We start from the raw sequence: 24,040 nt of genomic DNA on the forward strand, positions 1-24,040 counted from the left end.
GATATGCAATTAATTATTAATAATACCAAAAGGTTTCCAGATATTCACTTCGTGTGTAGTATTGATCCATCCGATCGGTGCATCAACGGAAGGATTTGTATTTAAAATAATATCACCTCGTTTCCAGTCAGGAGAAGAAATAACGGGGTAAGTTTCAGCATAGGCTATTTTTACCTTGTCCATATGAGGAACTTCATTTAAATTTTGGTAATACAGGGTTCCCAGATTGTTATTAGTAATATAATTACCTTTGATATTGGGGCAGATTTCAGATAAACATTTATTGTTGGTGATCGTGGTTTTTAATCCGGGCTCTGCTTTGATATCATATACTTTGAAATTTCTAACGGAATTTCCCCTTACCTCATCATAAAGAGATCCTCTTCCGGTAATATGGATACCAATAGAAATAGTATCCGGCTCCTTATGTTTATAAATTAATAGATCATTGTCAATAACTTTATTTCCTCCGGTGCTTAAAGAATGTTGGGTATTATTGTTTAAAGAGATTCCGTATCCGGGTTGTGAAAGAGCAATATAATTGCTGTTGATATTCCAGTGGTTACAGTCTTCGGTAATTATAATTCCAATATGTCTGCAGAAATCAATCGTGGAGTTACATACATTAACATGTGAAGTTTTTTCAGCAAAAATCCCTTCGTAAACGTTAACTATAAGAGTATCAGAGATTTTCCAGCCTTTTTTTAATGTATTTCCTTCAAACCAGATCCCCCGACTGTCCGGAATATCATAAGCCTCATGGATTGAAATGGATGTATTGTTGGAAATCTCATTATTGGCAGATACCCCTTTGATCAAGATCCCTGTCCGACAGTTTTCTGTTTTTACCGTCTGAATTTGAGACGACCAGAGATAGTTGACTTCCAAAGCAGTTTGGTAGCCTCTGATAAGAAGATCTCTGCATACTGTGTCATAAATATGATTGTCTGAAGTGCCGTTGATTCTGATTCCGGTAAAAAGGTTGTCTGAAGTAGTATACCAGATGATATTGTAAATTCCGAAACCTTCCAGTACCACTCCGGATGCATGGATGTTGATTCCGTCATTGTTGTGGGTAATAAGAAAAGGAGGGAAGCTTACCAGACTTTTTGTAGAAGCACCTGTGATTTTGATCGCCTTATTGATTTGCAGTGGCTTATGAAGCATATATCTCTTATTATCAAGATGCAGAATCTGTCCGATTTCCATTTCATCAATGAGTTGCTGGATTTTCTCTGAGTCATCCGTATTACCATCTCCGGATGCATCCGTAATCTTTATGGAAATATCATTGGTAACAATTCTTTTATAATAAGCTCTGGACTCATCACTATTGATTTTTGTCCAATACAGATAGCGGCCATACTCCGGAAGCGGAGTATTTTGTTTTCTAAAATTAACGAGTTCCCCGCTATTGTGATCAATCAGAGTGATAATCTCTCTGTCTAATGTAGAATCTTGAGAATCAATAAATTCTTTGATCGTCAGTAATCCTAAACTATTTGTCATTTTTTGTTTTTAAAAGTTAATAATTGAGCATCGATAATCCTGTAGAATGATCATGAAAACAAAGATAAAAACGGGTAACGTCAGAACCTGGCGCATTATTTTTATTTTCAAGAAAAAGGCTTTGTAAAGTGGTGAAATAGTTTCTCTTTTTGGAAGCAAAAACACCTCGGATGAGGTGTCTTTTTATTATACAATAAGCTGTATGTTTCCCTGGATGATATAATTAAGATTAGGTTCGTTAAATCCTGTTATTTTAATTACCAGAAATCCACTTTCATTTTCAATGGAAGTAATTTGGATATTTCCTTCATCTTTAGAAGAAAGGTTTTGCCCGAAAATGTCGCCATAAAACCATCTTCCATAAGAATAAGTAGCAATATGAATATTGTATTTTACAAACATCATGTATTCCTGGAATTTAATTTTAGTTTTAATTTTGATGCCAAAATTAGCAGGATCACTTCCGATCAATTCGTGAGTGCAGTCAGGAATAAAACCTGTTTTTCCATCCCCTACATCTCCGCTTCTTGTTACCGGAATGACGCCAAATTGTCTTTTGATATTACCTACAGCTTTATTATCTGTACTTTTTTCCTGGCCGTAAGAAGTGATGTTGGTAAAATCACCTACGATCCAGTTAGGGGGAAGAGCCCCATCACCTTCATAGACTGGAAGCTCAAACTTGATGTAATTTCTTGCCTGAGATACATTCATAAGGCCTCTGTAAGTAAATCCGTTATGTTGTTGATTGATGTTGACAATCGTATTGTTTTTCCATGTACCGGTTGCTTCTCTGTCTTCTGACTGTCCTCTGTAGTCAGGACCAATCAGAGGCCGGTCAGTATAATTGAAATAGCTGTTGGAAATTTCAAAATTTCCTGTACGTACCTCGGATAGATCGATGACATCTTTTATGAGTTCTGCATACAAGCCATTAATAGTTACTCCCAAACAGTCTTCTTTGAACTTCATGCCCGTATTTCCGCCTTCTGTTGTAGGTGAAATTAGAGTAGTTGCTGTAGTGCCGCCCTGAAATAAAAATCCTAAATTTCTGGTGGCAGTAACGCGTTCCAGAAGCAGGGCATTATTTTGACCTAGAAACTGATAACAATATTCATCCGGAATGTTTTTTCCGGAATTTGAAGTGGAAATTATATTTTTTAATACGGTATAATAGCAGTTGTCAAATTTTATTGAACAGGTTGATTCAAAGAAAGCTATGTTTTCCAAAACGCAGCCGATACAGAAATTTACAAAATGCAAACCAATATTACAGTTTTTAAAATTAGCATCTCTAATTTGAGAATAAGAAATCATATTTGACCCATATGGATCTAAAAGGTTTGAGTGCAGAGAATATGGGATGTCCTCACCATTTCCCTGCCGATAGGCTGTTGCTACTATTGTATTATGGGTATTTCCGATGAAAGAAGCTCCATTACCATAAAAAGTAACATTAGAAGTAATATAAATGGTGTGATTGATACGATAGCTTTTTTGGCCATTAAATTTCAAAGAACCCCGCTCGATAATAGAGAGATAAAGCACAGCTTTGTTGATGCTTTCAGTGTCATCAGTGAGACCGTCACCTTTGGCCCCAAAAATACCAACGTCTACAGGATCACTGCTATTGGTTACAGTCCGGTTGATATAAAAGGCACCATTCCTGTTTCTGTAAACCGTTCCGTCTACGTATTTAAGGCTAAGAACTCTTTCATAAACATAAGGTTCAAAAGTAAATTCATCAATCAGTTCTATCACATCCTGATCGGGAATTGTACTTGTAACTGAGAAAAATTCATTGGTAAAAATCATAAGCTCTGTTTTTAAAGGTTAATAAATAATCACAGATAATCCTGTAGAATGATCCTGAAAACAAAGATAAAAACGGGTGACGTCAGAACCTGACGCATTATTTTTTCTTTTTAGAACCATTAGGAAATGAAAAAACAGTCATTAAGACTGTTTTTTCATTAATTGTTAATAATGCCAAAAGGCTTCCATGTATTTTGTCCGTCTGTTGTATTGACCCATCCGATCGGTGCATCAACAGAAGGGCTTGTATTTAAAATAATGTCACCTCTTTTCCATTCAGAAGAAGAAGCGGAAGGATAATGATCAGCGTAGGTTATCCTTACTTTTCCTAGATGAAGACTGTCATTTAAGTTTTGATAATATACTGTTCCCAGGTTATCATTGGTAATACAGTTACCGATGATATTCGGATTGATTTCTGATAAACATTTATTGTGGGTAATAGTGGTCTTTAATCCGGATTTCGCTCTGATATCATATACCTTAAAATTTTTAACAGAATTTCCTCTTACATCATCATAAAGGGAGCCTTCTCCGACAATATTAATACCGATAGAAATATTGTCTGGCTGGGCATGATCGTAAATTAATATATCGTTATCAATAATCTTATTTCCTCGGATAGGGGCTGTGTTCGGATCATTATTGGCTAAATAGACTCCGTATCCGGGATGAGAAAGAGCAATATAATTACTATTGATATTCCAATTATAACTCTTTTCTGCAATCACAATTCCAATATGTCTGCAGAAATCAATCATACTGTTAAGCACATTGACATGGGATGTCTTTTCAGCATAAATACCCTGATAAACATTAAAAATGAGAGTGTCAATAATTCTCCAGCCTTCCTGAGTGGTATCTCCATCAAATAAAATCCCCTTACTTCCCGGTATATCGATAAGCTCTTTTTCTCCTGTTATTGGATTTTCGATAATGATATCTATTGAAATTGTAGTATTATTAGAGATTTCATTGTTCACAGAATTTTCTTTCACGTGAATTCCTACCTGGCAATTACCTATTTTTACCGTCTGTATTTGTGAAGACCAGAGAGCAATTACTTCCAGCCCTGTCTGATAACCATTAATGGTGAGATCTTTTAAAATAATATCATAAGCATGAACATCCGAAGTTCCGTTTACTTTAATTCCGGTAAAATTATTAGGGGTGGTGGTGTAAAGGGTCGTATTATAAATGCCAAATCCTTCTAAAACAGTACCTGATGCATTGATGGTGACCTCATTACCATTAACGAGTGTTTTATAGGCATTAATGACGATACCATGATTGTTATTTGTTATTAGAAAAGGAGGGTAACCGTCTTTTCGTTTGGTAGAAGAACCTGTAATTTTAATTGTTTTATTAATCTGTAATGGCTGATAAAGCATATATCTTCTATTGTCCAGTTCCAGAACCTGTCCTGCTTCCATTTCGTCAATCAGTCTTTGGATTTCACCGGAATCATCAGTGAGACCATCTCCATAAACGTCTGCGATTTTTATTGAAATACTGTTACTAACCACTCTTCGATAATATGAAGTCGTGGAATTGTTATTTATTTTAATTCTATAAAGGTATTTGCCATTCTCCGGAACAGGTGTATTCTGTTTTCTAAAATTGACAGTTTCACCACTGAAGGAATCAATCAGGCTTACCATTTCAAGATCTAAAATAGGATCTGAAGATGAAAAAAAAGAATCAATAGTCATCAGATTTAAATTGTTTGTCATTTCTTGCTTTTTAAAGGTTAATAAATAATCACAGATAATCCTGTAGAATGATCATGAAAACAAAGATAAAATCGGGTGACGTCAGAACCTGACGCAACAAGTTTTTTAAAGAAGATAAAAGTAGATTTATCTAATTTTCTCATTATGAAATTGTTAAATATTGCATAAACTTTTTAATTAATTAATTTAAAATCACTATTTTTGCACCCGTAAAAATCCTATATGCAAAACATTAGAAATATTGCGATTATCGCACACGTTGACCACGGGAAGACGACTTTGGTTGACAAAATCATTCACGCTACCAATATTTTCAGAGAAAATCAGGAGAGTGGAGAATTAATTATGGATAACAATGATCTTGAAAGAGAAAGAGGGATCACCATCTTATCCAAGAATATTTCTGTTACTTATAAAGACACAAAAATTAACGTAATTGATACTCCTGGTCACGCGGATTTCGGTGGGGAAGTAGAAAGAGTATTAAAAATGGCTGACGGAGTTATTTTGTTAGTGGATGCGTTCGAAGGACCAATGCCACAGACAAGATTCGTACTTCAGAAAGCTTTGGAATTAGGTTTAAGACCATTAGTGGTTATCAATAAAGTAGATAAACCAAACTGTCGTCCGGACGAAGTTCACGATCAGGTATTTGATTTATTCTTCAACCTTGAGGCTACTGAAGAACAGTTGGATTTCCCAACATTCTACGGTTCATCTAAACAAGGTTGGTTCAACACTTCATTAGAACAAACGGAAGATATTTTACCATTATTAGACGGGATTTTACAATATGTACCTGCTCCAAGTGTAACTGAAGGAAATCTTCAGATGCAGATTACTTCTCTTGATTATTCTTCTTTCTTAGGAAGAATTGCTATCGGAAAAGTAACAAGAGGAGAAATCAAAGAATCTCAGTGGATTGGTCTTGCTCAGGCAGATGGTAAAATTGTAAAAGGAAAAGTAAAGGAACTTTACGTTTTCGAAGGATTAGGAAAGAAAAAAGTAACTGAAGTTCAGGCTGGAGATATCTGTGCTGTAGTAGGTTTTGATTCATTCCAGATCGGTGATTCATTCGTAGATCTTGAAAACCCTGAACCATTGGAAAGAACGGCTATTGATGAGCCTACATTGAATATGACGTTCTCTATTAACAATTCACCTTTCTTCGGTAAAGACGGTAAATATGTTACTTCTAACCACCTGAAAGAAAGATTAACAAAAGAATTAGAGAAAAACTTAGCATTAAGAGTTCAGCAGACTGATGATGCCAATACTTTCCTTGTATTCGGTAGAGGTATTCTTCACTTATCTGTTTTGATTGAAACAATGAGAAGAGAAGGATACGAAATGACAATTGGCCAGCCACAGGTTATCCTGAGAGAGATTGACGGAGTAAGCTGTGAGCCTTATGAATCTTTAGTAGTTGACGTTCCTGAAGAATATGCTTCAAGAGTAATCGATTTAGCAACTCAGAGAAAAGGTGACCTTCACATTATGGAAACTAAAGGTGAAATGCAGCATATGGAATTCGAAATCCCTTCAAGAGGTTTAATCGGATTACGTTCTCAAATGTTAACGGCAACCGCGGGAGAAGCTATTATGGCACACCGTTTCACAGAATATAAGCCTTTCAAAGGTGCTATTCCTGGAAGAAATAACGGTGTATTGATCAGCAAGACTACAGGACCTGCTACGGAATATTCTATCGCTAAATTACAGGACAGAGGTAAATTCTTCGTTGATCCGGGTGAAGAAATCTATACAGGAATGATCATCGGTGAGCAAAATAAACCGGGAGATTTAGTAGTAAACATCGTGGAAGCAAAACAGTTGAACAACATGAGAGCTTCCGGAAAAGATAAAGATACCGGTGTTGCTCCGAAAATCTTATTCTCACTTGAAGAATGTATGGAATACATTCAGGGTGATGAAGCGATTGAGGTGACTCCAAACTTCATCCGTATGAGAAAGAAAATCCTTTCTGAAGAAGAAAGAAAAAGAGTGGAAAGATCAGCGAAAGCTTAATCAACTCTAATATATAAAATCAAAGCCTCGATTTTCGAGGCTTTTTTTCTACAACAATACTCTAAAATGCTTATTTTGGCATAATAATCTCTAAGAAATAAAAAATAAATTTTAAAGTAGTTTTGTGACTATGAGAATGAATCAATTAAAACTTATCGTTTTATTAGGAGTTTTTGCATCGTACAGTACATCATGTTCCGTTCAGAATAGTGCAGCAACCAAGACTCCGCCCGTTAAAAACGCTACAAAACCCAACAATAATACCACTCCGCCAAAACCTCCGGTAGCTGGAATAAAACCAGTAACAGAAACTGCTACAGACGATGTTTTCAGAACCACACTTCCTGAAATCAAAAGAGAATTCAGGGGAGCTTGGATTGCGAGTGTTGCCAATATCAACTGGCCTTCAAGAAATGATCTTAGTGTAGAACAACAAAAAGCAGAAGCAATTGCCATGTTGGATATGTTGAAAAACAACAATTTCAATGCTGCTATTTTCCAGATCAGACCTTCAGCAGATGCTTTGTATACCAGTAATATTGAACCATGGTCTTACTTTTTGACCGGGGAAACAGGCACAGCCCCTTATCCCAACTATGATCCGCTTCAGTTTTGGATTGAAGAAGCCCATAAAAGAGGCCTTGAACTGCATGTCTGGTTAAATCCTTACCGTGCACACCATACCAACGGAGGTTCTGTAAATAAACTTTCCATGGCCAATAAACTGTCTGATATCGTTGTAAGATTAAAAAATGGAATGTATTGGTTTGATCCTGCAAATCCAAAAACACAAGGACATGTTTCCAATGTTGTAAAAGATATAGTACAGCGATATGATATTGATGCGGTTCATTTTGATGATTATTTTTATCCTTATGCCACTTACAATAAAGGAGCTGATTTTCCTGACAATGCAACATGGAATGCCTATGTGAGCAGTGGAGGTACGCTCTCCAGAGCAGACTGGAGAAGAGACAATGTGAATAAATTTGTGGAAAGGATCTATAAAGAAATTCATGCAGAAAAAAGCTATGTAAGATTCGGAATCAGCCCGTTCGGAATCTGGAAACCGGGATATCCGGCAGGAGTTGTAGGTTCCTCACAATATGATGAACTCTATGCTGATGCTAAATTATGGTTGAATAAAGGATGGGTGGATTATTTCTCCCCTCAGTTATACTGGCCTATCAATTCAAAGGGACAAAGCTTTGAAGCATTACTAAGCTGGTGGCAGTCTGAAAATACAATGAACCGTCACTTATGGCCGGGGCTGAATACCGTAGAAATTAAAGCAGCGGACCGCCCGACAGAGATTAAAAACCAAATTGAAATTTCAAGAAATATCCTGAAAAATGATGCCGGAGAAATTCACTGGAGTATTGCCGGATTGACGAAAAATTCAAATATGCTTCCTGTTCTGAAAAACGGACCCTACAGCGAAAAAGCATTAATTCCGAAAACACCGTGGATCAAAGCAACACCTGTTCAGACTCCTACATTGTTTGTTACTGATAACGGAAGTTTTGCGCAGACGAGCTGGAGCTCAAAAAATCTGAGCGGTGTTTTCCAATGGGTACTTTTCAAACAGTATAACGGAGTATGGGAAACGGAAATTTTAACACTAGACACACTTTCAAAAGATATTCCTAAGTTTAAAGACGGTAAAAAACTAAATGCAGTGGCAATCAAAGCAATTGACAGACTGGGCAATGAAAGTGATTATATGGCGAGAAGAATTAAATAATTTCGTTGCCAGACACCAAAAAAACAAAATCTGCTGTAACAGACGATAACTGCGAATGCATAAATAGAATAATTCGTGCATTCGTGGTTAAAATAACTACATCCATAAATAAATCCGGTTCTGAAAAGATCCGGATTTATTTTAGAATAACTATAAATTATCAACGTATATTCCTGGTAATTAGTTCGTTGCGTTAGGTTTTGAGTTCTTGTTAAGCGCCTCTGAAGTCTTAGCGGAATCATTTTTGCATGATGAGTCTCATAATCACCAAAATATAACATTATGAATACTAACAGACTTTCCGCAAAAGTGGAAAAAGCACTTAGTGACCAGATGAACAAGGAAATTCATGCATCACACGTTTTTTTATCTTATGGAATTTGGGCAGATGATAAAGGCTATCAGGGAATTGCCAACTTTCTTTACAGACATGCTCAGGAAGAAAGAAACCATTCGATTAAATTCATGGAATATATTTTAAACAGAGGCGGAAAACCTAAAGTGACTGCCATTCCGGCTCCTCCTGCAGATCCAAAATCACTCACAGCCTGTTTTGACGGAGTGTTTAAACATGAAGTGGATAATACAACCGCTATTTACAAAATTGTAGACCTTTCCATGGAAGAAAAAGACTGGGCAACATGGAATTTTATGCAGTGGTTTGTACAGGAGCAAATAGAGGAAGAAACATTGGCGCAGAATTTAATTGATAAATTAAAAATTGCCGGTGGTGACCGTGCTACAGATGAATCTTTATTTACTTTAGATAAAACTTTACAGGAAACACCGAACGATGTGCCGTTGGCACAGAATGCTACAGGAGATAATCCGTAAGCAGTAGCGGTACCGTTAATCCGATTTTAAAATCTGCCGGAATACTGGCGGATTTTTTTATTATGAAACTCTCTCAAAAATCACTATCTTTGCACACTCGTAATTCAAGGTTTCAGGTTCAATAGTTAAAGTTGCAGAAACCTTGAGCTACCCTTAAACCTTAAACTTTGAATTTTACAATATGAAATGTGGAATCGTAGGCCTGCCGAATGTAGGTAAATCAACTCTTTTTAACTGTTTGAGTAATGCAAAAGCTCAGTCAGCCAATTATCCTTTCTGTACGATTGAACCGAACCTTGGAACGGTTTCTGTACCGGATCAAAGATTGTTTGAACTGGAAAAAATTGTGAAACCAGAGAGAGTATTGCCAGCTGTAGTTGAAATCGTTGATATTGCAGGTCTTGTAAAAGGAGCCAGTAAGGGAGAAGGGTTAGGGAATCAGTTCCTGGCTAATATCCGTGAGTGTGAAGCGATTATCCACGTTTTAAGATGTTTTGATAACGGAAATATTGTTCACGTTGAAGGTTCCGTAGATCCGTTAAGAGATAAGGAAATTATTGATATCGAATTACAGCTGAAAGATCTTGAAACGGTTGGAAAAGCAGTAGAAAAAGCTAAAAAATTCATTAAGTCCGGAAAGAAGGAAGATATTCTTACTTATGAAACGCTTCAAAACTTACAGAAATTTCTTGAGGATGGAAAGAATGCAAGAGAATTTGCTGTAGATGATTTTGCAAAATCTATTATTGGAGAAGTTCAGCTTCTAACCAATAAGCCCGTACTGTACGTGTGTAATGTAGATGAAAACTCTATCAAAAACGGAAATGACTGGATTGGTAAAATCGAAGATATGGCTAAAAATGAAGGAGCTGAAGTAGTTGTTTTAGCTGCTCAGATTGAAGCTGATATCAATGAACTTGAAACTTTTGAAGAAAGAGAAATTTTCCTTGATGAGCTAGGCCTTACTGAGCCGGGAGTAAACCGTCTGATCAGAAAAGCCTACGACTTATTAAAACTTCAAACGTATTTTACTGCAGGAGTAAAAGAAGTAAGAGCATGGACTATCGGACAGGGATGGACAGCTCCTCAGGCTGCAGGGGTGATTCACACTGATTTTGAAAAAGGATTTATCCGTGCGGAAGTTATTAAGTATAATGATTATATCACTTACGGATCTGAAGTAAAAATAAAAGAAGCCGGAAAACTTTCTGTAGAAGGTAAAGAATATATCGTTCAGGATGGAGACATTATGCACTTCAGATTTAACGTGTAAAAAATAAAATATTAAAGTTAGTTTGTAATAAAAAACGTTTCCATGTATTTGGGAGCGTTTTTTGCATTCTTATGCCAAACTTGTATCATGAGAATTTTATATTTTGCAGGCCTGTATTTATTTTTTTCCTGCTCATCACCGATCGAAAAAAAATGCTTTATGAATCGTGATGATCAGATATTCGGCGACTATAAAAAACAAAAGCCCTTTACCGTAGAGCAAATACTGGATGAAAAGCCGGGTTACCTTGAAATTGAAAATCTCAAAAAATATCGAAATTTCAAAAAAGACAGTGTAGAAGCGCATTTTTCTGATTCTAAGGAGCCAGAAAATATTGGGGCAAGGCAGGATCGGGAATTTAAAATGCTGCAGGATCAATTTTCAGATCAGTTTTTGTTTTATTCCCAACAGATGATCGGAAATATTCTTTATGCCTTAGGGAGAAACAGATTAGGATTCTGGCTTCTTACTATTGAAAATGATAAACCTGCCGCTTATTTTCTTGGATTAAGCTTCAGCCATTATTATATCAATCAAGTGCAGAAGAGTCCTCTTATAAAAGACGGATTTCTTCAGTTTGAAGGAAGTCTTGTGAAAATTATAAAGGTGGCCGGACTTCCGGGTTATGATGATTATTCTGCGGTGGAAGATGGGAAACGGTTTAAAATTAGTGTAAAAGAATTGATAAAAGATTCCGATAGCGATGGATATAATGATATTTTTGAAAAAAGTTTTGGCTTAAATCCTGACAATAAAGATACAGATGGTGATGGAATAAACGACTTTGAAGATATGAACCCTATGTTTAAATCTGAAAAAAATAAGTTCTCGCAGCTTTATGAATTGTTACTGCCAAACTATGGAACCGTAAATATGGAAAAGTTGAATTATACGTTTCAGGTTTATCAGACTGATTGTGATTATTTTCATCAGATCAATCCTGAGCTCAGGGTTTTGTTTATACCTGAAAACAAAACTAAGCAGACTTATTATACCCGAATAACCGATGTAACGGATGAAATTATTTCCAAAATCCAGAGAGATGATAAAAACCCGGTTCTTTTTTACATGTATAAAGCAGGTAATGGTTTTACAACTGATTATTCTGCAGAATATGAGAACGGTAAATGGATTCTGCAAACTATCGGAAGTACTGTCAGCTAATTTTTACAGATGATAAGAAAGATAGATAATAAAAAAATCGCTTCCCGACAGGAAACGATTTTTTTATATTTCCTAGGCGGAAAATACATGTTTAATAATTTCTGATTATGCCATCTCAAGAATAGGCTGACATTGCAGTTCCGCACAGCTAAAAGAAATTTTGCTGCATTGTAAGTTAGGAAGCCAGCACATTTCTTTTCCGCCGGTAATCACTCTTAGTTCTTTTTTGTTTAACTTTTTTCCGTGGTTTAAATGTTGATTTTTCATAGAATTGTTTTTTATAGTTATCTGAAACTAAGTTAGTTAAATATATTCTTAATATATCACTTTGTCTGGAAAAAAATGAATGAATATTTTATTTTAAAGTATATTTAACTTTGTATATTTGAATTTTACAAATTACCTGCTATGGAAAAGATCGCTCATACTTCTCTGGAAGATTTTTATAAAGAAATGGCGGCAAAGCTGGGAAAAGATCTTGAAAGTATTTTTCCTAAAGGTCTTCATAAAGATATCGGACATTTTAATGTTTTTGATATAGCGCAAACTATTGAAAAGGTGAAAATGACCTCCGAAATGCCTTATAACAGGAGAAAGTATTATAAGATAAGCATTATAAGAGGTAAAAACAGAGCAGAATATGCAGATAAGGTGATTTCAATAGAAAAGAATGCGCTGTTGTTTGCAACGCCTAAGGTTCCTTATCACTGGATTCCTGAATCTCCCGATCAGTCCGGAAGTTTTTGTGTATTTACCGAAGACTTCTTTATGAAAGAAAAGTCTTATAACAGTCTGGAAGATCTGCCTATATTTCAGCCTGGCGGAGTGCCTGTATTTGAGATTGAAGACGAGCTGGCTACTGAAATTGAAATGCTTTTTAACAAAATAAAAAAAGAAATTGCTTCAGATTACATTTATAAATATGATCTGATCCGAAATTATGTATTAGAGCTGATTCACTACGGTCAGAAGCTCCAGCCTGCTACCAAAATATCGGCGTCTAATGATGCTTCAATGCGGGTGGTTTCTCTGTTTATTGAACTGCTTGAAAGGCAGTTTCCTGTAGAATCTTCCGAACACAGACTGGAGATGAAAGCAGCGAAAGATTATGCAGACAGACTGGCGGTTCACGTGAATTATCTGAATAAAAAATTAAAAGAAAGCACTGGAAAAACAACGACAGAGTTTATTGCAGACCGTATTATTCAGGAAGCTAAAATTCTTTTAAGACAGACCAGATGGAATGTTTCCGAGATTTCTTATGCATTGGGTTTTGAGGAAATAGCCCATTTTTCAAATTTCTTTAAAAGGAAAACCTCTTTTACTCCGCTGGAGTTTCGTTCCTGATTTGAATTTTGCAAATTTCAGATTGATTGAAGCAACATCTTCAATCCGGAATTTGCCCAACTTTGTACCATCAAAATAATCAAAATAAAAATGGACACAAAAACAAATATTGCATTAGTCACCGGTGGAAGCCGCGGACTTGGGAAAAATTCAGCACTTAAAATTGCTCAGAAAGGATTGGATGTAATCATCACTTACAGAAGTAATAAAGAGGAAGCTGAGGCAGTAGTTAACGAAATCAAAGCTATTGGAAGAAACGCTGTTGCTTTTCAACTGGATACAAAAGATACCAGAAGTTTTGATCATTTCGTGAGAGAAGTAACGGATCACCTGAAACAGAATACCGGAAGCTCCAATATTGACTTTCTTATCAATAACGCCGGTACAGCTTTATATTCTCCTATTACAGAAGTGACGGAAGAACAGCTGGATGATATGGTAGATATTCATTTTAAAGGAGTGTTTTTTCTGACTCAGAAATTATTGCCATTTATGAATGACGGAGGGGGAATTATCAATATCTCTTCAGGTCTGGCAAGGTTTGCAACACCCGGATCATCTGTCTATGGCTCTATAAAAGCAGGCGTGGAAATGCTGACGAAGTATATGGCAAAAGAATTAGGCGCAAGAAAAATTAAAGCCAATGTCGTAGCGCCGGGAGCTATTGAGACAGATTTCGGAGGCGGAAGAGTAAGGGATAATAAAGAAATCAACACCATTGTTGCCAATGCTACAGCACTGGGCAGAGTAGGACTTCCTGATGATATTGGCGGAGTAGTTGCTTTTCTGTGTACTGAAGATGCAGGGTGGATCAACGGACAGAGAATTGAAGTTTCAGGAGGAATGTTTTTATAACTTTTACCGTCCTGTTTTGAAATTTATTGAAATAAAAAACCAGCCTTTCCGGCTGGCTTTTTATATAGGTAAACTAGCCCAAATGATTAAATTTTTGAAAGGCTTTCAATAGCTTTTTCTAATGTTTCCTGTTTTTTAGCAAAACATAGCCTGATCACATGTTCATTCACTTTATTCTTATAGAAAGATGAAAAAGGAACGCTTGCAACTTTATGCTGAACAGTGAGCTCAGTGGCAAAATCAAAATCGTTTTTATCTGAAATTTTATCATATCTGACCGCCTGGAAATAGGTACCTTCGCAATCCAGCAGTTCAAAAGATGTTCCGGCCAGTCCGTTTCTCAGAAAATCTCTTTTTTCCTGAAAAAACTGGTTCAGGTGAGTGTAATGCTCTTCGTTTTTCATATATTCTGCCAAAGCAAGCTGAATAGGTGTATTTACGCAGAAAACATTAAACTGATGAACTTTTCTGAATTCATCGGTCAGGTTTTTAGGTGCAGCACAATAGCCTACCTTCCAGCCAGTAACATGGAAAAGTTTTCCAAAAGAAGCGATGAGAAGACTTCTTTCTTTAAGTTCAGGATATTTGCAGATGCTTAAGTGCTGTTTACCGTCAAAAACAATGTTTTCATAGACTTCATCACTTAGAATAAGAATAGAAGTTCCTCTTACCAGTTCAATAAGTGCCTGCATGTCTTTCTCTTTTAATATTTTGCCTGACGGATTATTAGGGTTATTAAGAATGATCATTTTGGTTTTATCGCTGATCAGTGTTTTTACGGCGCTCCAGTTAATTTCATAGTCAGGTGCTTTCATTTCAAAACGTTTTACGATGCCTCCGAAAAGTTCTACTGTGGGTTCATAGCAATCATAAGCAGGTTCAAAAATAATGACTTCATCCTCTTTCCTGATAAAAGAAGCAATAGCCGTAAAAATAGCCTGTGTACCACCTGCGGTCACTGTTATTTCAGCATCCGGATGATAGACTGCCTGATGACTATTTTCAATTTTGCGCACGATTTCTTCTTTTAATCCGATCATGCCACCCAGCGGTGCATATTGATTAAATCCTTTCTTAATAAAATGATCAACCTGATTCAGAAGTTCCATATCAGGCATGAAGTCAGGAAAGCCCTGGGATAAATTGATTGCCTCATTCTCGTTGGCCAGTTGCGTCATTTGGCTGAAAATAGTAGTTCCTACATTCGAAAGCTTTGATAATGGAAGTTGTATCATAAAACCGATTTTATTGAACCCGAATTTAATAAATTATTTAAAACAGTCAGATGCTATCGGAAATTTTATTTTTGAAAAAACATATTTTCCATCTTTAAATTTAAATAAACATTTGTTTAATTTTCTCTTTTGAATCCGCAGAAAGATACTTACATTTGTTATAAAGATAACCAAATACCAAATACATGAAAATAAAAAAGACCGAGTTTCCTGCAACATCAGTATTGTTTAAAGGGAAAAATGATTTTGACTACATAGACAGCTTTGTAGGAGATCTGCCGGACTGTCACCGGAAGATAGACATTGCGGAAATTGGAAAGGCTTTTTTTACCAGCGGTCCGAAATGGGGAAAGAAAATGTTTGCTTTCCGAAATAAAGTAGTTGGGCTTCTAGGGCTAAAAACAGGATCAGAAACAGATCAATTAAAGGACGCAGAACATTTTACCTGTGAAGTAGGGGAGCGGGTAGGACTTTTTAAAGTATTTGATAAGACAGAAAATGAAATTATTCTGGGTGAAGATGATAAACATCTGGATTTTAGGATTTCACTTTTGTTTAATGGACACCAAAACCTTCCGGATCATCATTCACTGACGATTTCTACTACAGTAAAATACCATAATTGGTTAGGTGTGCTGTATTTCTTACCGGTACGTCCTTTTCATAAACTCATTGTTCCGGCTTTGCTAAAAAATATAGCAGGAGAAATAGGAAAATAAAACCTTAAAAACAAATATGGAAAATGCTGCCTCATACGGGCAGCATTTATTTCTTATATAATTACAGGGGTTATTTTGAAATCAGTAACTTTTGGGAACTTGTTTTGTCATTGGATTTTAGTTCAACAACATAAGTACCCTGTAGAAGTCTTTCCGTACTCAGTTTAATGATCTGGCGTCCGCTTTCCAAATTTTCAGACTTTTCAAGAAGTACTTTGCCGAATGTATCAATAATCCGGACAGTAACCAGTTCTTTTTTTGAAAAATCTGTTTGCACATCTACATAACTTTTGGCAGGGTTGGGAACCAGAGAAAAATCTTTCTGCTCCCCTGTCTGGAGTTCTTTTTTTGCAATCATCTGAACCTCAGTAAAAGGTGACCGGGTGTTGGAAACAGTTCCTGTAGGTGTAGTCGGCGCTTTGTAACAGAAGGTAAAACATTTTGTACATTTAATGAGTTTCCCCTGTCTTTCAGTGACACATACCGTATAACTTCCTGCGTTCGGATAATTATGAGGTACCGTTGGGTAAATATAAGGTGATGAGGTACCGTCTCCCCAATCTATGGTGTAGGTAGGACCAGGATTGCCGGGAGTTGAAATAAGAATAGGGTTGGTTAATGTTAGTTTAACAGAAACAGCATTCGTGGATGTGCTGAATGAAGTATCTAGAGTAAAATCTGCTGTACAGCTTTCACACGGCTTTACACAAATATTGTCAAAATACATTACTTCCTGTTGTGTCGACGTCAGATCGGGAGTTATTGAAATTGTTGTGGTATTCATTATGATGTTATCAAATACGGCTGTATTTACTGTAGTCATCGTCCACGAACCTTCCGAATTGCTTGGAAGCAGACCTCCGCTTGAGAGCTGAATAGGAGCTTTGACCCGTACCCATCCGCTTCCGGGAGTTACCGCTACATTGGCAACAAATGATGTACTGTTTGTTCCGTCTGAAAGAGTAATGTAAGGGTGAAAAGGAGCTCCGTATCCACTGTCATTTTCAAGATAAAAATCAAAATAAATACATTGTCCCATAAATTTTTTTCCAAGACTTCTGAAATCAACACTGTTTTCATACCATGACCCTCCTGACCGGTCTTTCAGTATCAGGTACTGAGAACCGTCAAAAACATTGGGAGCGCCAAATCCCACACTTACGTTTCCGTTAGGATACGGTGAGGGGGTCCAGTTACCGGCCGGGTTTGTAGCGTCATTAAAATCAGAACACGGGCTCTGGGCATTCAGTGGTATCAAACAACTGAGAATGAAGCTGATGGTTAAAATGTATATTCTTATCATAACGAATATTGATTTTATAAATCAAAAACCAATAAAAACTTTAAAAATTAATATTGAGTGATGCGCTGATGTTTCAGAGATTTCAATGCAATAAAAAACCAGCTTTTACGGGTGCAGAATTATATGGAAAGAGAATGTTGACGAAACAACACGATGAGAAAGAATTATTGTAGCTTTCATGATCATAGTTTTATTGTTCATAAAAGTATCAGGATATAAAATATCACACAGCTATGAATTGATAACTGTGAATATTTAATCAGTAAGTGAGCGTGTTTTCCCTGTAATTGTGAATTGCTGTAGAAATATTTACTCCAGATAGCCTATTTTGTGTAAAAAATCATTCTTTTTACGAACTGAGACATCCAATACAGAATGATCCGTCATGATTACCTGGCCGCCTTTTCCCTTAATGTATTCTTTTAAATGGCTCAGATTAATAAGATGTTTGTGGTGAATTCTGAAAAAATTATGATCGGAAAGTAATTCTTCGAACTCATGCAATGTTCTGGATACTATGATTTTGGATTTATCATTCATATAAAACGTAGTATAGCTTGAATCTGCTTCACAACGTACAATACTGTCGATGTCAGTTAATTTAAAACCCTGTAAAGTAGGAAGACTGATTTTATTCTGATAAGAAACTGTTGAAGAAAGCCGGTGCTTTCGGTGGGTATCCAGCGCTTTACGGACTGCAATAATAAAATCAATCCTTTTGATAGGCTTTAGAAGATAATCTGTGGCTCCATTTTTTATAGCCTGAATGGCAAAGTGCTCAAAAGCCGTAATAAAAATAATCAAAGAATTGATCTCCTTGAACTTGGAAAGCAGGTCAAAGGCGGTGCCGTCTTTTAGCTGTACATCGAGGAATAAAATATCCGGGGCATTCTTTACCAGACTAAGATAGGCCTCTTCTACACTTGAAGCCTGAAAAGATTCCTGAATATCCGGGAACTCGTTTCGTAATAAAAGAGCAATATAGTCTCTTCCGTCTTGTTCGTCATCAATGATGGCGGCTTGTATTTTAGTTTTCATGGGGCGGTATGTATAGTTTAATTTGTGTTCCTGAGAGTGATTGCTTCTCCTTTAGATCTTCTATTTCCAGAATAATATCAACTTCGAAAAGCTGTCTGAACGTCTCAATTCTTTTCTTCGATAGTTTTACACCAAAAGAATCATCTTTTTTTAAAGACTCAGAATTGCTCCCTATGCCTATGCCGTTATCGGTAATGGTAATACAGAGATAAGGAGCATGGTATTCAAATGATATATCAACCTTTCCCTTTCTGTTTTTCAGACCGGAAATTCCGTGCTTTATTGCATTTTCTACAAAAGGCTGTATAAGTAAGGAAGGAATTGTCCATTTATTATTTACTGCTTCAGACGCTGTGATCTGATAGCTAAACTGATCTTTAAGGCGTAATTTTTCCATTTTCAGATAGAGCGACAGGTATTCTATTTCATCTTTAATCGGCATAAAAGTCTTCTCAGAATAATAGAGGGTTTTTCTGATCATTTGAGAAAAGATATCCAGATAGTTTTCTGTTTCTGAATAATTCTTTTTATAGAGCAAAAACTGGATGGAATTTAGGCAGTTGTAGATGAAATGTGGGTTAATCTGTGCTTTGATAGCCTGTAGTTCCAGCTCGGCGATTTTTTTTTCGTAATAAAGCGTTTCAAGTTTTTTATTTCGTTTTTTTTGAAAGTATATATTCAGACCGGTGAGAATAACGGATATTCCCAAAACGGATAATAAAAGCCTGAACCACCATGTCTGCCAGAAACGGGGCTGTATTTCAAATATCACATCCGTTGAGGTATCCGACTGTTTACCGTTGTATCCCAATCCGAAAATCTGTAAAGTATATTTACCGGGAGGTACCGCATTCAGAATAATTGAAGAAGAATTACTTATTTGCCAATTGTCGATAAGACCGGCAATTCTATATTTGTAGCTTATTTTTCCCTGTGAAGAATAGTCAGGAAAGCTCAACCTGACAATAACTTCTTCATTATTGGAAGAAAGCCCGACCAAATTCTGATCAGGCTCAAAATATTCTTTATCTCCTATTAACACAGAGTTGATAATGACTTTTTTGTTGATGAATTTTTGTTGCGAAAGTAATTTGTTAATAGGTAAAATAGCAAGGCCTTTTGAAGTTCCGGCGTAGAGCGTATCCTTTCTTATCACACATCCGGCTACTACATTGGAAGGAAGACCATCTGTCTGTGTAAAGCTGCTGATAAAAATCCTGTTCTCTTTAAGCTCAATCCTGTTGATACCTGAATTGGTACTTGCCCAGAAAACATTCTCATTTTCGACGGTGATTTTTTTTACCTGTCCGGAAAGAAGTCCGTCTTTCTCAGTAATTTTTCTCAGTACTTTTTTATTGTTGAAAAGAATAATCCCGTTGAGGTTGGTACCGGCAGCATACAGATTTGATCTCAAACGCTGTATGTCCTTAAAGTAATATCCTTCCAGGAATAAGGTCTTAGTTTTAGTGTTGATATTAAATTTATACAAATCTTTGAAATTTCCCACAAACAAACTGTCTTTATGATATGGTAATGCAGTATAAACTCTTTCATCAGATAAATAGTCTGAGTACGAATCTTTAATAAAATTATAGACAATTAATCCATTTGAAGCACAAAGTAATAAGGAGTCGCCAGAATAAGGTAAAATGTTTTTCAGGCCATAGGGTTTTAAAAGTTTCTTTTTTCCGGTGATGAGATCGTATTTGAAAATGCTTTTGGTCAGTCCGAATATGATCAGGTTATTTTTTGCGAATATAGCCTTGTGTTCGGTTTTCTTATTGGGCTCCAGGGAAATATCGGTAATGGTGTTGGCGTGAAAAATTCCGCTTTCAGACTTGTTATATCCCAGAATAATATCCTGTTTACTGGCTGTGATGGCCGTGATAAATGCTGTGTTGTTGCGAAGAGGCAGGCTGATGTAATTTTTTAAAAATGAATTTGTGATAAAAAAGATTCCATTATTCCTGGTAGAAAACCAGACATTATTGTCTGTGTCAACCAGAATATCATTAATAATATAATCTTCAAGAAATCGTAGGGGAGAAGTCAGGTGCTTTTCGATAGAGAGAGGCTGGTCAAAATAGAGGACACCCCCTTTGTCAAGACAAAGCCAGAGTTTATTATTTTTATCTACGATAATCTGATGAATATCCTCACGGATATAAAAAGTATGTATTTTAGTAAACCGAGAAGTATGCTCAATTTTATAAACGTCAATTTTATTATGATGTTTGTTGATGAGAAAATTGTCTTTTTTATAAGTAATATCAGACTTTCCTAATGAAATATGACAGTTTATTTTTTTTCGGGTTATAAAATTATAAGCTTCAATTTCATTTTTTTCATTCTTTATGTAAAGGATATTTTTATTGGTGTCCATCCCGATGGTCTGAATCTTAGCTGATGTTTTGTTAGAAGTATGATTCAGCAGCAGATTTTTTATTTTACCATTGTTATAAAGAAAAATATTTTTAGGATTAATAACATTGCAGAGATAAAGAGTTTCTTTTGTGCCGGAAATAAGCGGATTGTGTTCAAAATGAAGCTTTTGCAGCTCCCGGTTCTGATCCGAATTGATTACTTTTCCATGTTTCAGACTGGCAAAATCATTCAGAAAAGAGATAATAAGAAGTTCACCATTGGGAAGGGGTTCACAGGATAAAACATCTATATTTTTTAGGCCGTCTTTTTTGCCGTATTGCTTAAATTCTTTTCCGTCAAAACGGAATAGGCCATTGTCACTTCCAATCCAGATAAAGCCGTCCTTATCCTGTCTTAGCCGATAAGTATAGGACGTGTTTAACCCTTCTTCTTCGCTATAGTTGATCAATCCTGGAATTTGGGCTATAAGAGAAGAAGAGAAAAATATTATTAATGAAAATAGAAGAATAATATATTTATATTTCACATTCCTTCGAATAATTTTATAAATATAAAGTTTGCCCGATAATCATGCAATATATGTTATGGAATATTGCAAAAAATGATTCCTTAAATTCGGATAATTTTGTACAATTTCGTACTTTTGTATGTTTGCTGAAATCATATATGTCACAAGAAATAAATCCAACCTACTCCGAAGATAATATCAGAACCCTAGATTGGCAGGAACACATCCGTCTGCGCCCCGGTATGTACATCGGGAAGCTTGGTGACGGGTCCTCTGCTGATGATGGTATTTATATTCTGCTTAAAGAAATCCTGGATAACTCGATCGATGAGTTCAGGATGAAATCCGGTAAAAGAATTGAAATAAAACTGGACGATGGCAAAGTTACCATTCGTGACTTTGGTCGTGGAATACCTTTAGGAAAGGTAGTAGACGCCGTCTCCAAAATGAATACCGGTGGTAAATACGATAGTAAGGCGTTCAAGAAATCTGTCGGACTGAACGGGGTCGGTACAAAAGCTGTAAATGCCCTCTCAGATTATTTCAGAGTACGCTCTTTCCGCGACGGAAAGATGAAAGCTGCTGAGTTCTCCCGTGGTCTTATCAAAGAAAACTTTGATGAAAAGGAGACTTCGGATAGAAACGGTACTGAAATTTCCTTCATTCCTGACGGGGAAATATTCCTGCATTTTAAATACAGAAAGGAATATATCGAGAGAATGCTCCGCAATTATGCTTATCTGAACCCCGGGTTAAAAATCCTGTTCAACGGGGAAACCTATTTCTCTGAAAACGGGTTGAAAGACCTTTTGGAAGAAGAACTGGAAAATGATATTCTTTATCCGATCGTTCATTTGAAAGATAATGACATTGAAGTGGCCATTACCCATTCTGATAAGTCTCAGATGGAAACTTATTTCTCATTTGTAAACGGACAAAATACAACTCAGGGAGGGACGCATCTTAATGCATTCCGTGAAGCCTATGTGAAAACAATCCGTGAGTTTTTTAATAAGAATTTTGATGCTTCCGATATCAGAAAGTCTATCATAGCCGCTATTTCAATCAATGTAGAAGAACCAGTCTTTGAATCTCAGACGAAAACAAAATTGGGGTCTAATGATATGGGACCTAACGGACCTACCGTAAGAACTTTTATCATTGATTTCTTAAAAAGTAAACTGGATAATTTCCTGCATAAGAATCCGGAAATCGCTGAAGCAATCCAGAGAAAAATTCTAATTTCCGAAAGAGAAAGAAAAGAGCTTTCGGGAATTCAGAAACTGGCAAGAGAAAGAGCAAAAAAAGTATCTCTTCATAATAAAAAACTTCGTGACTGCAGGCAGCATTATAATGATCAGAAAGCCGAAAGAAAAGGAGATACACAAATTTTCATTACCGAGGGAGATTCTGCATCAGGATCGATTACAAAATCCAGGGATGTGGAAACACAGGCTGTTTTCTCATTGAAAGGAAAACCCTTAAACTGCTATGGTCTTACCAAAAAAGTAGTCTATGAAAATGAAGAGTTCAATTTACTTCAGGCTGCTTTAAATATTGAAGAAAGCTTAGAAGATCTGAGATATAACCAAGTGATTATTGCAACCGATGCCGATGTCGACGGGATGCACATCCGTCTATTAATGATCACATTTTTCCTGCAATTCTTCCCTGATCTGATCAAAAACGGACACCTTTATATTCTTCAGACTCCACTATTCAGAGTTAGAAACAAGAAAGAGACAAGGTATTGTTATTCAGAAGCGGAAAGAGTAAAAGCACTGAATGAGCTTGGAAAGAATCCTGAGATTACCCGATTTAAGGGATTAGGAGAGATTTCACCTGATGAGTTTAAACATTTTATCGGGAAAGACATTCGCCTGGAGCCTGTAGTTATAGGGAAAGACCAGACTATAGACCAGCTTCTGGAATTTTATATGGGAAAAAATACACCGGACCGACAAATATTTATTCTTGAAAACCTGGTGGTGGAAGATGATACAGCTATTGATAAAAAAGAAATTGCAGATGAAATAAATGACTGATAACCAAATCATAACACAAAAAATTAAATGAGATTAAGTAACCGTAATAAAGCACCAGTTTATAACACAATCAATACATTGTTGTTCATGCTCCTGTTATTGGGAACTGGAGGTTTTCTGGCAAATGAATACCGATTTCATGCGCTGAAAAATGAAAGTTCTTTGATGATTATTGTTCCCGCTCTGATGTTGATCCTATTTCATCTTAACGGACGCCAGATTTTTGAGTATGACAGTGACGGAGAAGCTCTGAATTTTAAAAACAGGAATATTATTCCCTTTTTAAATAAGCCGCTCTATGATGAGTTCCCAAAATATAAACTGATAAAATATGATGTAATTACTATATTCTTTATTAAAAGACTATACATTACCGTTTCAAGTAAAAATAGCGGTTCTACCGTACTGAAATATCAGATTTCTTATCTGAGCCGAAAAGAAGTAAACGATTTAAAACTCTCTCTGAATAAAGTAGTAAAAGCTAATAAAGAGAAAAAAGATTAAC

At 36.1% G+C, this 24,040-nt stretch carries 19 protein-coding genes; 10 read left to right on the forward strand and 9 right to left on the reverse strand.

Features of this window, described 5'->3' with window-relative positions:
* Positions 1-9: 9 nt before the first annotated feature.
* The 4 genes from JO178_RS01330 to JO178_RS01345 all read right to left on the reverse strand — a co-directional run bounded on the left by JO178_RS01330 (position 10) and on the right by JO178_RS01345 (position 5,200).
* Positions 10-1,509: a right-handed parallel beta-helix repeat-containing protein gene (locus JO178_RS01330; protein WP_291930629.1), complete on the reverse strand. Its 1,500-nt coding sequence runs from the start codon at positions 1,507-1,509 to the stop codon at positions 10-12.
* Between the two features lie 186 nt (positions 1,510-1,695).
* A complete protein-coding gene (locus JO178_RS01335) occupies positions 1,696-3,324 on the reverse strand; it encodes a hypothetical protein (protein ID WP_291930631.1) in 1,629 nt (542 codons plus the stop codon).
* 158 nt (positions 3,325-3,482) lie between these two features.
* Entirely contained in the window at positions 3,483-5,057 is a 1,575-nt protein-coding gene (locus JO178_RS01340; RefSeq protein WP_291930633.1) for a right-handed parallel beta-helix repeat-containing protein, read from the reverse strand.
* A gap of 17 nt (positions 5,058-5,074) precedes the next feature.
* Entirely contained in the window at positions 5,075-5,200 is a 126-nt protein-coding gene (locus JO178_RS01345; protein ID WP_291930635.1) for a hypothetical protein, read from the reverse strand.
* Positions 5,201-5,279: 79 nt separating this feature from the next.
* Between JO178_RS01345 and typA the strand changes: the two genes are divergently transcribed.
* The 5 genes from typA (at position 5,280) to JO178_RS01370 (ending at position 12,100) form a co-directional block, all read left to right on the forward strand.
* Complete coding sequence (gene typA, locus JO178_RS01350; protein ID WP_291930637.1) at positions 5,280-7,085, forward strand: translational GTPase TypA; 1,806 nt, start codon at positions 5,280-5,282, stop codon at positions 7,083-7,085.
* A 130-nt stretch (positions 7,086-7,215) separates the two neighbouring features.
* A complete protein-coding gene (locus tag JO178_RS01355; protein WP_291930639.1) occupies positions 7,216-8,829 on the forward strand; it encodes a family 10 glycosylhydrolase in 1,614 nt (537 codons plus the stop codon).
* 282 nt (positions 8,830-9,111) lie between these two features.
* Positions 9,112-9,663, forward strand: coding sequence for a ferritin (locus JO178_RS01360; RefSeq protein ID WP_291930641.1), 552 nt, complete (start codon positions 9,112-9,114; stop codon positions 9,661-9,663).
* A gap of 181 nt (positions 9,664-9,844) precedes the next feature.
* Positions 9,845-10,936 (forward strand): redox-regulated ATPase YchF, encoded by a 1,092-nt coding sequence (gene ychF / locus JO178_RS01365; protein ID WP_291930643.1) that lies wholly within the window; start codon positions 9,845-9,847, stop codon positions 10,934-10,936.
* 159 nt (positions 10,937-11,095) lie between these two features.
* The gene (locus tag JO178_RS01370) at positions 11,096-12,100 is read left to right on the forward strand and encodes a hypothetical protein (protein ID WP_291930645.1); all 1,005 of its coding nucleotides are present in this window, start codon (positions 11,096-11,098) and stop codon (positions 12,098-12,100) included.
* Positions 12,101-12,205: 105 nt separating this feature from the next.
* On the opposite strand, the gene JO178_RS01375 is transcribed toward JO178_RS01370, so the two are convergent.
* The gene (locus tag JO178_RS01375) at positions 12,206-12,367 is read right to left on the reverse strand and encodes a bacteriocin (protein ID WP_291930647.1); all 162 of its coding nucleotides are present in this window, start codon (positions 12,365-12,367) and stop codon (positions 12,206-12,208) included.
* 141 nt (positions 12,368-12,508) lie between these two features.
* On the opposite strand from JO178_RS01375, the gene JO178_RS01380 reads away from it, so the two are divergent.
* Positions 12,509-13,447, forward strand: a complete 939-nt coding sequence (locus tag JO178_RS01380; RefSeq protein ID WP_291930649.1) for an AraC family transcriptional regulator — start codon at positions 12,509-12,511, stop codon at positions 13,445-13,447.
* 90 nt (positions 13,448-13,537) lie between these two features.
* Positions 13,538-14,302: an SDR family oxidoreductase gene (locus JO178_RS01385; RefSeq protein ID WP_291930651.1), complete on the forward strand. Its 765-nt coding sequence runs from the start codon at positions 13,538-13,540 to the stop codon at positions 14,300-14,302.
* An 86-nt stretch (positions 14,303-14,388) separates the two neighbouring features.
* Here the strand turns inward: JO178_RS01385 and JO178_RS01390 are convergent, their stop codons facing one another.
* Entirely contained in the window at positions 14,389-15,537 is a 1,149-nt protein-coding gene (locus JO178_RS01390) for a methionine aminotransferase (RefSeq protein WP_291930653.1), read from the reverse strand.
* Positions 15,538-15,722: 185 nt separating this feature from the next.
* On the opposite strand from JO178_RS01390, the gene JO178_RS01395 reads away from it, so the two are divergent.
* Positions 15,723-16,256, forward strand: coding sequence for a DUF2867 domain-containing protein (locus JO178_RS01395; protein WP_291930655.1), 534 nt, complete (start codon positions 15,723-15,725; stop codon positions 16,254-16,256).
* Between the two features lie 70 nt (positions 16,257-16,326).
* On the opposite strand, the gene JO178_RS01400 is transcribed toward JO178_RS01395, so the two are convergent.
* The 3 genes from JO178_RS01400 to JO178_RS01410 all read right to left on the reverse strand — a co-directional run bounded on the left by JO178_RS01400 (position 16,327) and on the right by JO178_RS01410 (position 21,430).
* Positions 16,327-17,559, reverse strand: a complete 1,233-nt coding sequence (locus JO178_RS01400) for a T9SS type A sorting domain-containing protein (RefSeq protein ID WP_291930657.1) — start codon at positions 17,557-17,559, stop codon at positions 16,327-16,329.
* A gap of 309 nt (positions 17,560-17,868) precedes the next feature.
* A complete protein-coding gene (locus JO178_RS01405; protein WP_291930659.1) occupies positions 17,869-18,597 on the reverse strand; it encodes a response regulator in 729 nt (242 codons plus the stop codon).
* Complete coding sequence (locus JO178_RS01410) at positions 18,587-21,430, reverse strand: histidine kinase (RefSeq protein WP_291930661.1); 2,844 nt, start codon at positions 21,428-21,430, stop codon at positions 18,587-18,589. The genes JO178_RS01405 and JO178_RS01410 overlap by 11 nt, the downstream gene beginning before the upstream one ends.
* 218 nt (positions 21,431-21,648) lie before the next feature.
* On the opposite strand from JO178_RS01410, the gene JO178_RS01415 reads away from it, so the two are divergent.
* On the forward strand, positions 21,649-23,535 hold the full coding sequence (locus tag JO178_RS01415; protein ID WP_291930663.1) for a DNA topoisomerase IV subunit B: 1,887 nt from the start codon (positions 21,649-21,651) through the stop codon (positions 23,533-23,535).
* A gap of 27 nt (positions 23,536-23,562) precedes the next feature.
* On the forward strand, positions 23,563-24,039 hold the full coding sequence (locus JO178_RS01420) for a hypothetical protein (RefSeq protein WP_291930665.1): 477 nt from the start codon (positions 23,563-23,565) through the stop codon (positions 24,037-24,039).
* Position 24,040: the final 1 nt, after the last annotated feature.

The organism is Chryseobacterium sp. (assembly GCF_019236175.1).
Taxonomy (GTDB): domain Bacteria; phylum Bacteroidota; class Bacteroidia; order Flavobacteriales; family Weeksellaceae; genus Chryseobacterium.

Excerpts from the sequence above, each read along its gene's own strand:
- JO178_RS01330 (WP_291930629.1), bottom strand. The coding sequence starts at position 1,509 with ATGACAAATAGTTTAGGATTACTGACGATCAAAGAATTTATTGATTCT.
- JO178_RS01335 (WP_291930631.1), bottom strand. The coding sequence starts at position 3,324 with ATGATTTTTACCAATGAATTTTTCTCAGTTACAAGTACAATTCCCGAT.
- JO178_RS01340 (WP_291930633.1), bottom strand. The coding sequence starts at position 5,057 with ATGACAAACAATTTAAATCTGATGACTATTGATTCTTTTTTTTCATCT.
- JO178_RS01345 (WP_291930635.1), bottom strand. The coding sequence starts at position 5,200 with ATGAGAAAATTAGATAAATCTACTTTTATCTTCTTTAAAAAACTTGTT.
- typA (WP_291930637.1), top strand. The coding sequence starts at position 5,280 with ATGCAAAACATTAGAAATATTGCGATTATCGCACACGTTGACCACGGG.
- JO178_RS01355 (WP_291930639.1), top strand. The coding sequence starts at position 7,216 with ATGAGAATGAATCAATTAAAACTTATCGTTTTATTAGGAGTTTTTGCA.
- JO178_RS01360 (WP_291930641.1), top strand. The coding sequence starts at position 9,112 with ATGAATACTAACAGACTTTCCGCAAAAGTGGAAAAAGCACTTAGTGAC.
- ychF (WP_291930643.1), top strand. The coding sequence starts at position 9,845 with ATGAAATGTGGAATCGTAGGCCTGCCGAATGTAGGTAAATCAACTCTT.
- JO178_RS01370 (WP_291930645.1), top strand. The coding sequence starts at position 11,096 with ATGAATCGTGATGATCAGATATTCGGCGACTATAAAAAACAAAAGCCC.
- JO178_RS01375 (WP_291930647.1), bottom strand. The coding sequence starts at position 12,367 with ATGAAAAATCAACATTTAAACCACGGAAAAAAGTTAAACAAAAAAGAA.
- JO178_RS01380 (WP_291930649.1), top strand. The coding sequence starts at position 12,509 with ATGGAAAAGATCGCTCATACTTCTCTGGAAGATTTTTATAAAGAAATG.
- JO178_RS01385 (WP_291930651.1), top strand. The coding sequence starts at position 13,538 with ATGGACACAAAAACAAATATTGCATTAGTCACCGGTGGAAGCCGCGGA.
- JO178_RS01390 (WP_291930653.1), bottom strand. The coding sequence starts at position 15,537 with ATGATACAACTTCCATTATCAAAGCTTTCGAATGTAGGAACTACTATT.
- JO178_RS01395 (WP_291930655.1), top strand. The coding sequence starts at position 15,723 with ATGAAAATAAAAAAGACCGAGTTTCCTGCAACATCAGTATTGTTTAAA.
- JO178_RS01400 (WP_291930657.1), bottom strand. The coding sequence starts at position 17,559 with ATGATAAGAATATACATTTTAACCATCAGCTTCATTCTCAGTTGTTTG.
- JO178_RS01405 (WP_291930659.1), bottom strand. The coding sequence starts at position 18,597 with ATGAAAACTAAAATACAAGCCGCCATCATTGATGACGAACAAGACGGA.
- JO178_RS01415 (WP_291930663.1), top strand. The coding sequence starts at position 21,649 with ATGTCACAAGAAATAAATCCAACCTACTCCGAAGATAATATCAGAACC.
- JO178_RS01420 (WP_291930665.1), top strand. The coding sequence starts at position 23,563 with ATGAGATTAAGTAACCGTAATAAAGCACCAGTTTATAACACAATCAAT.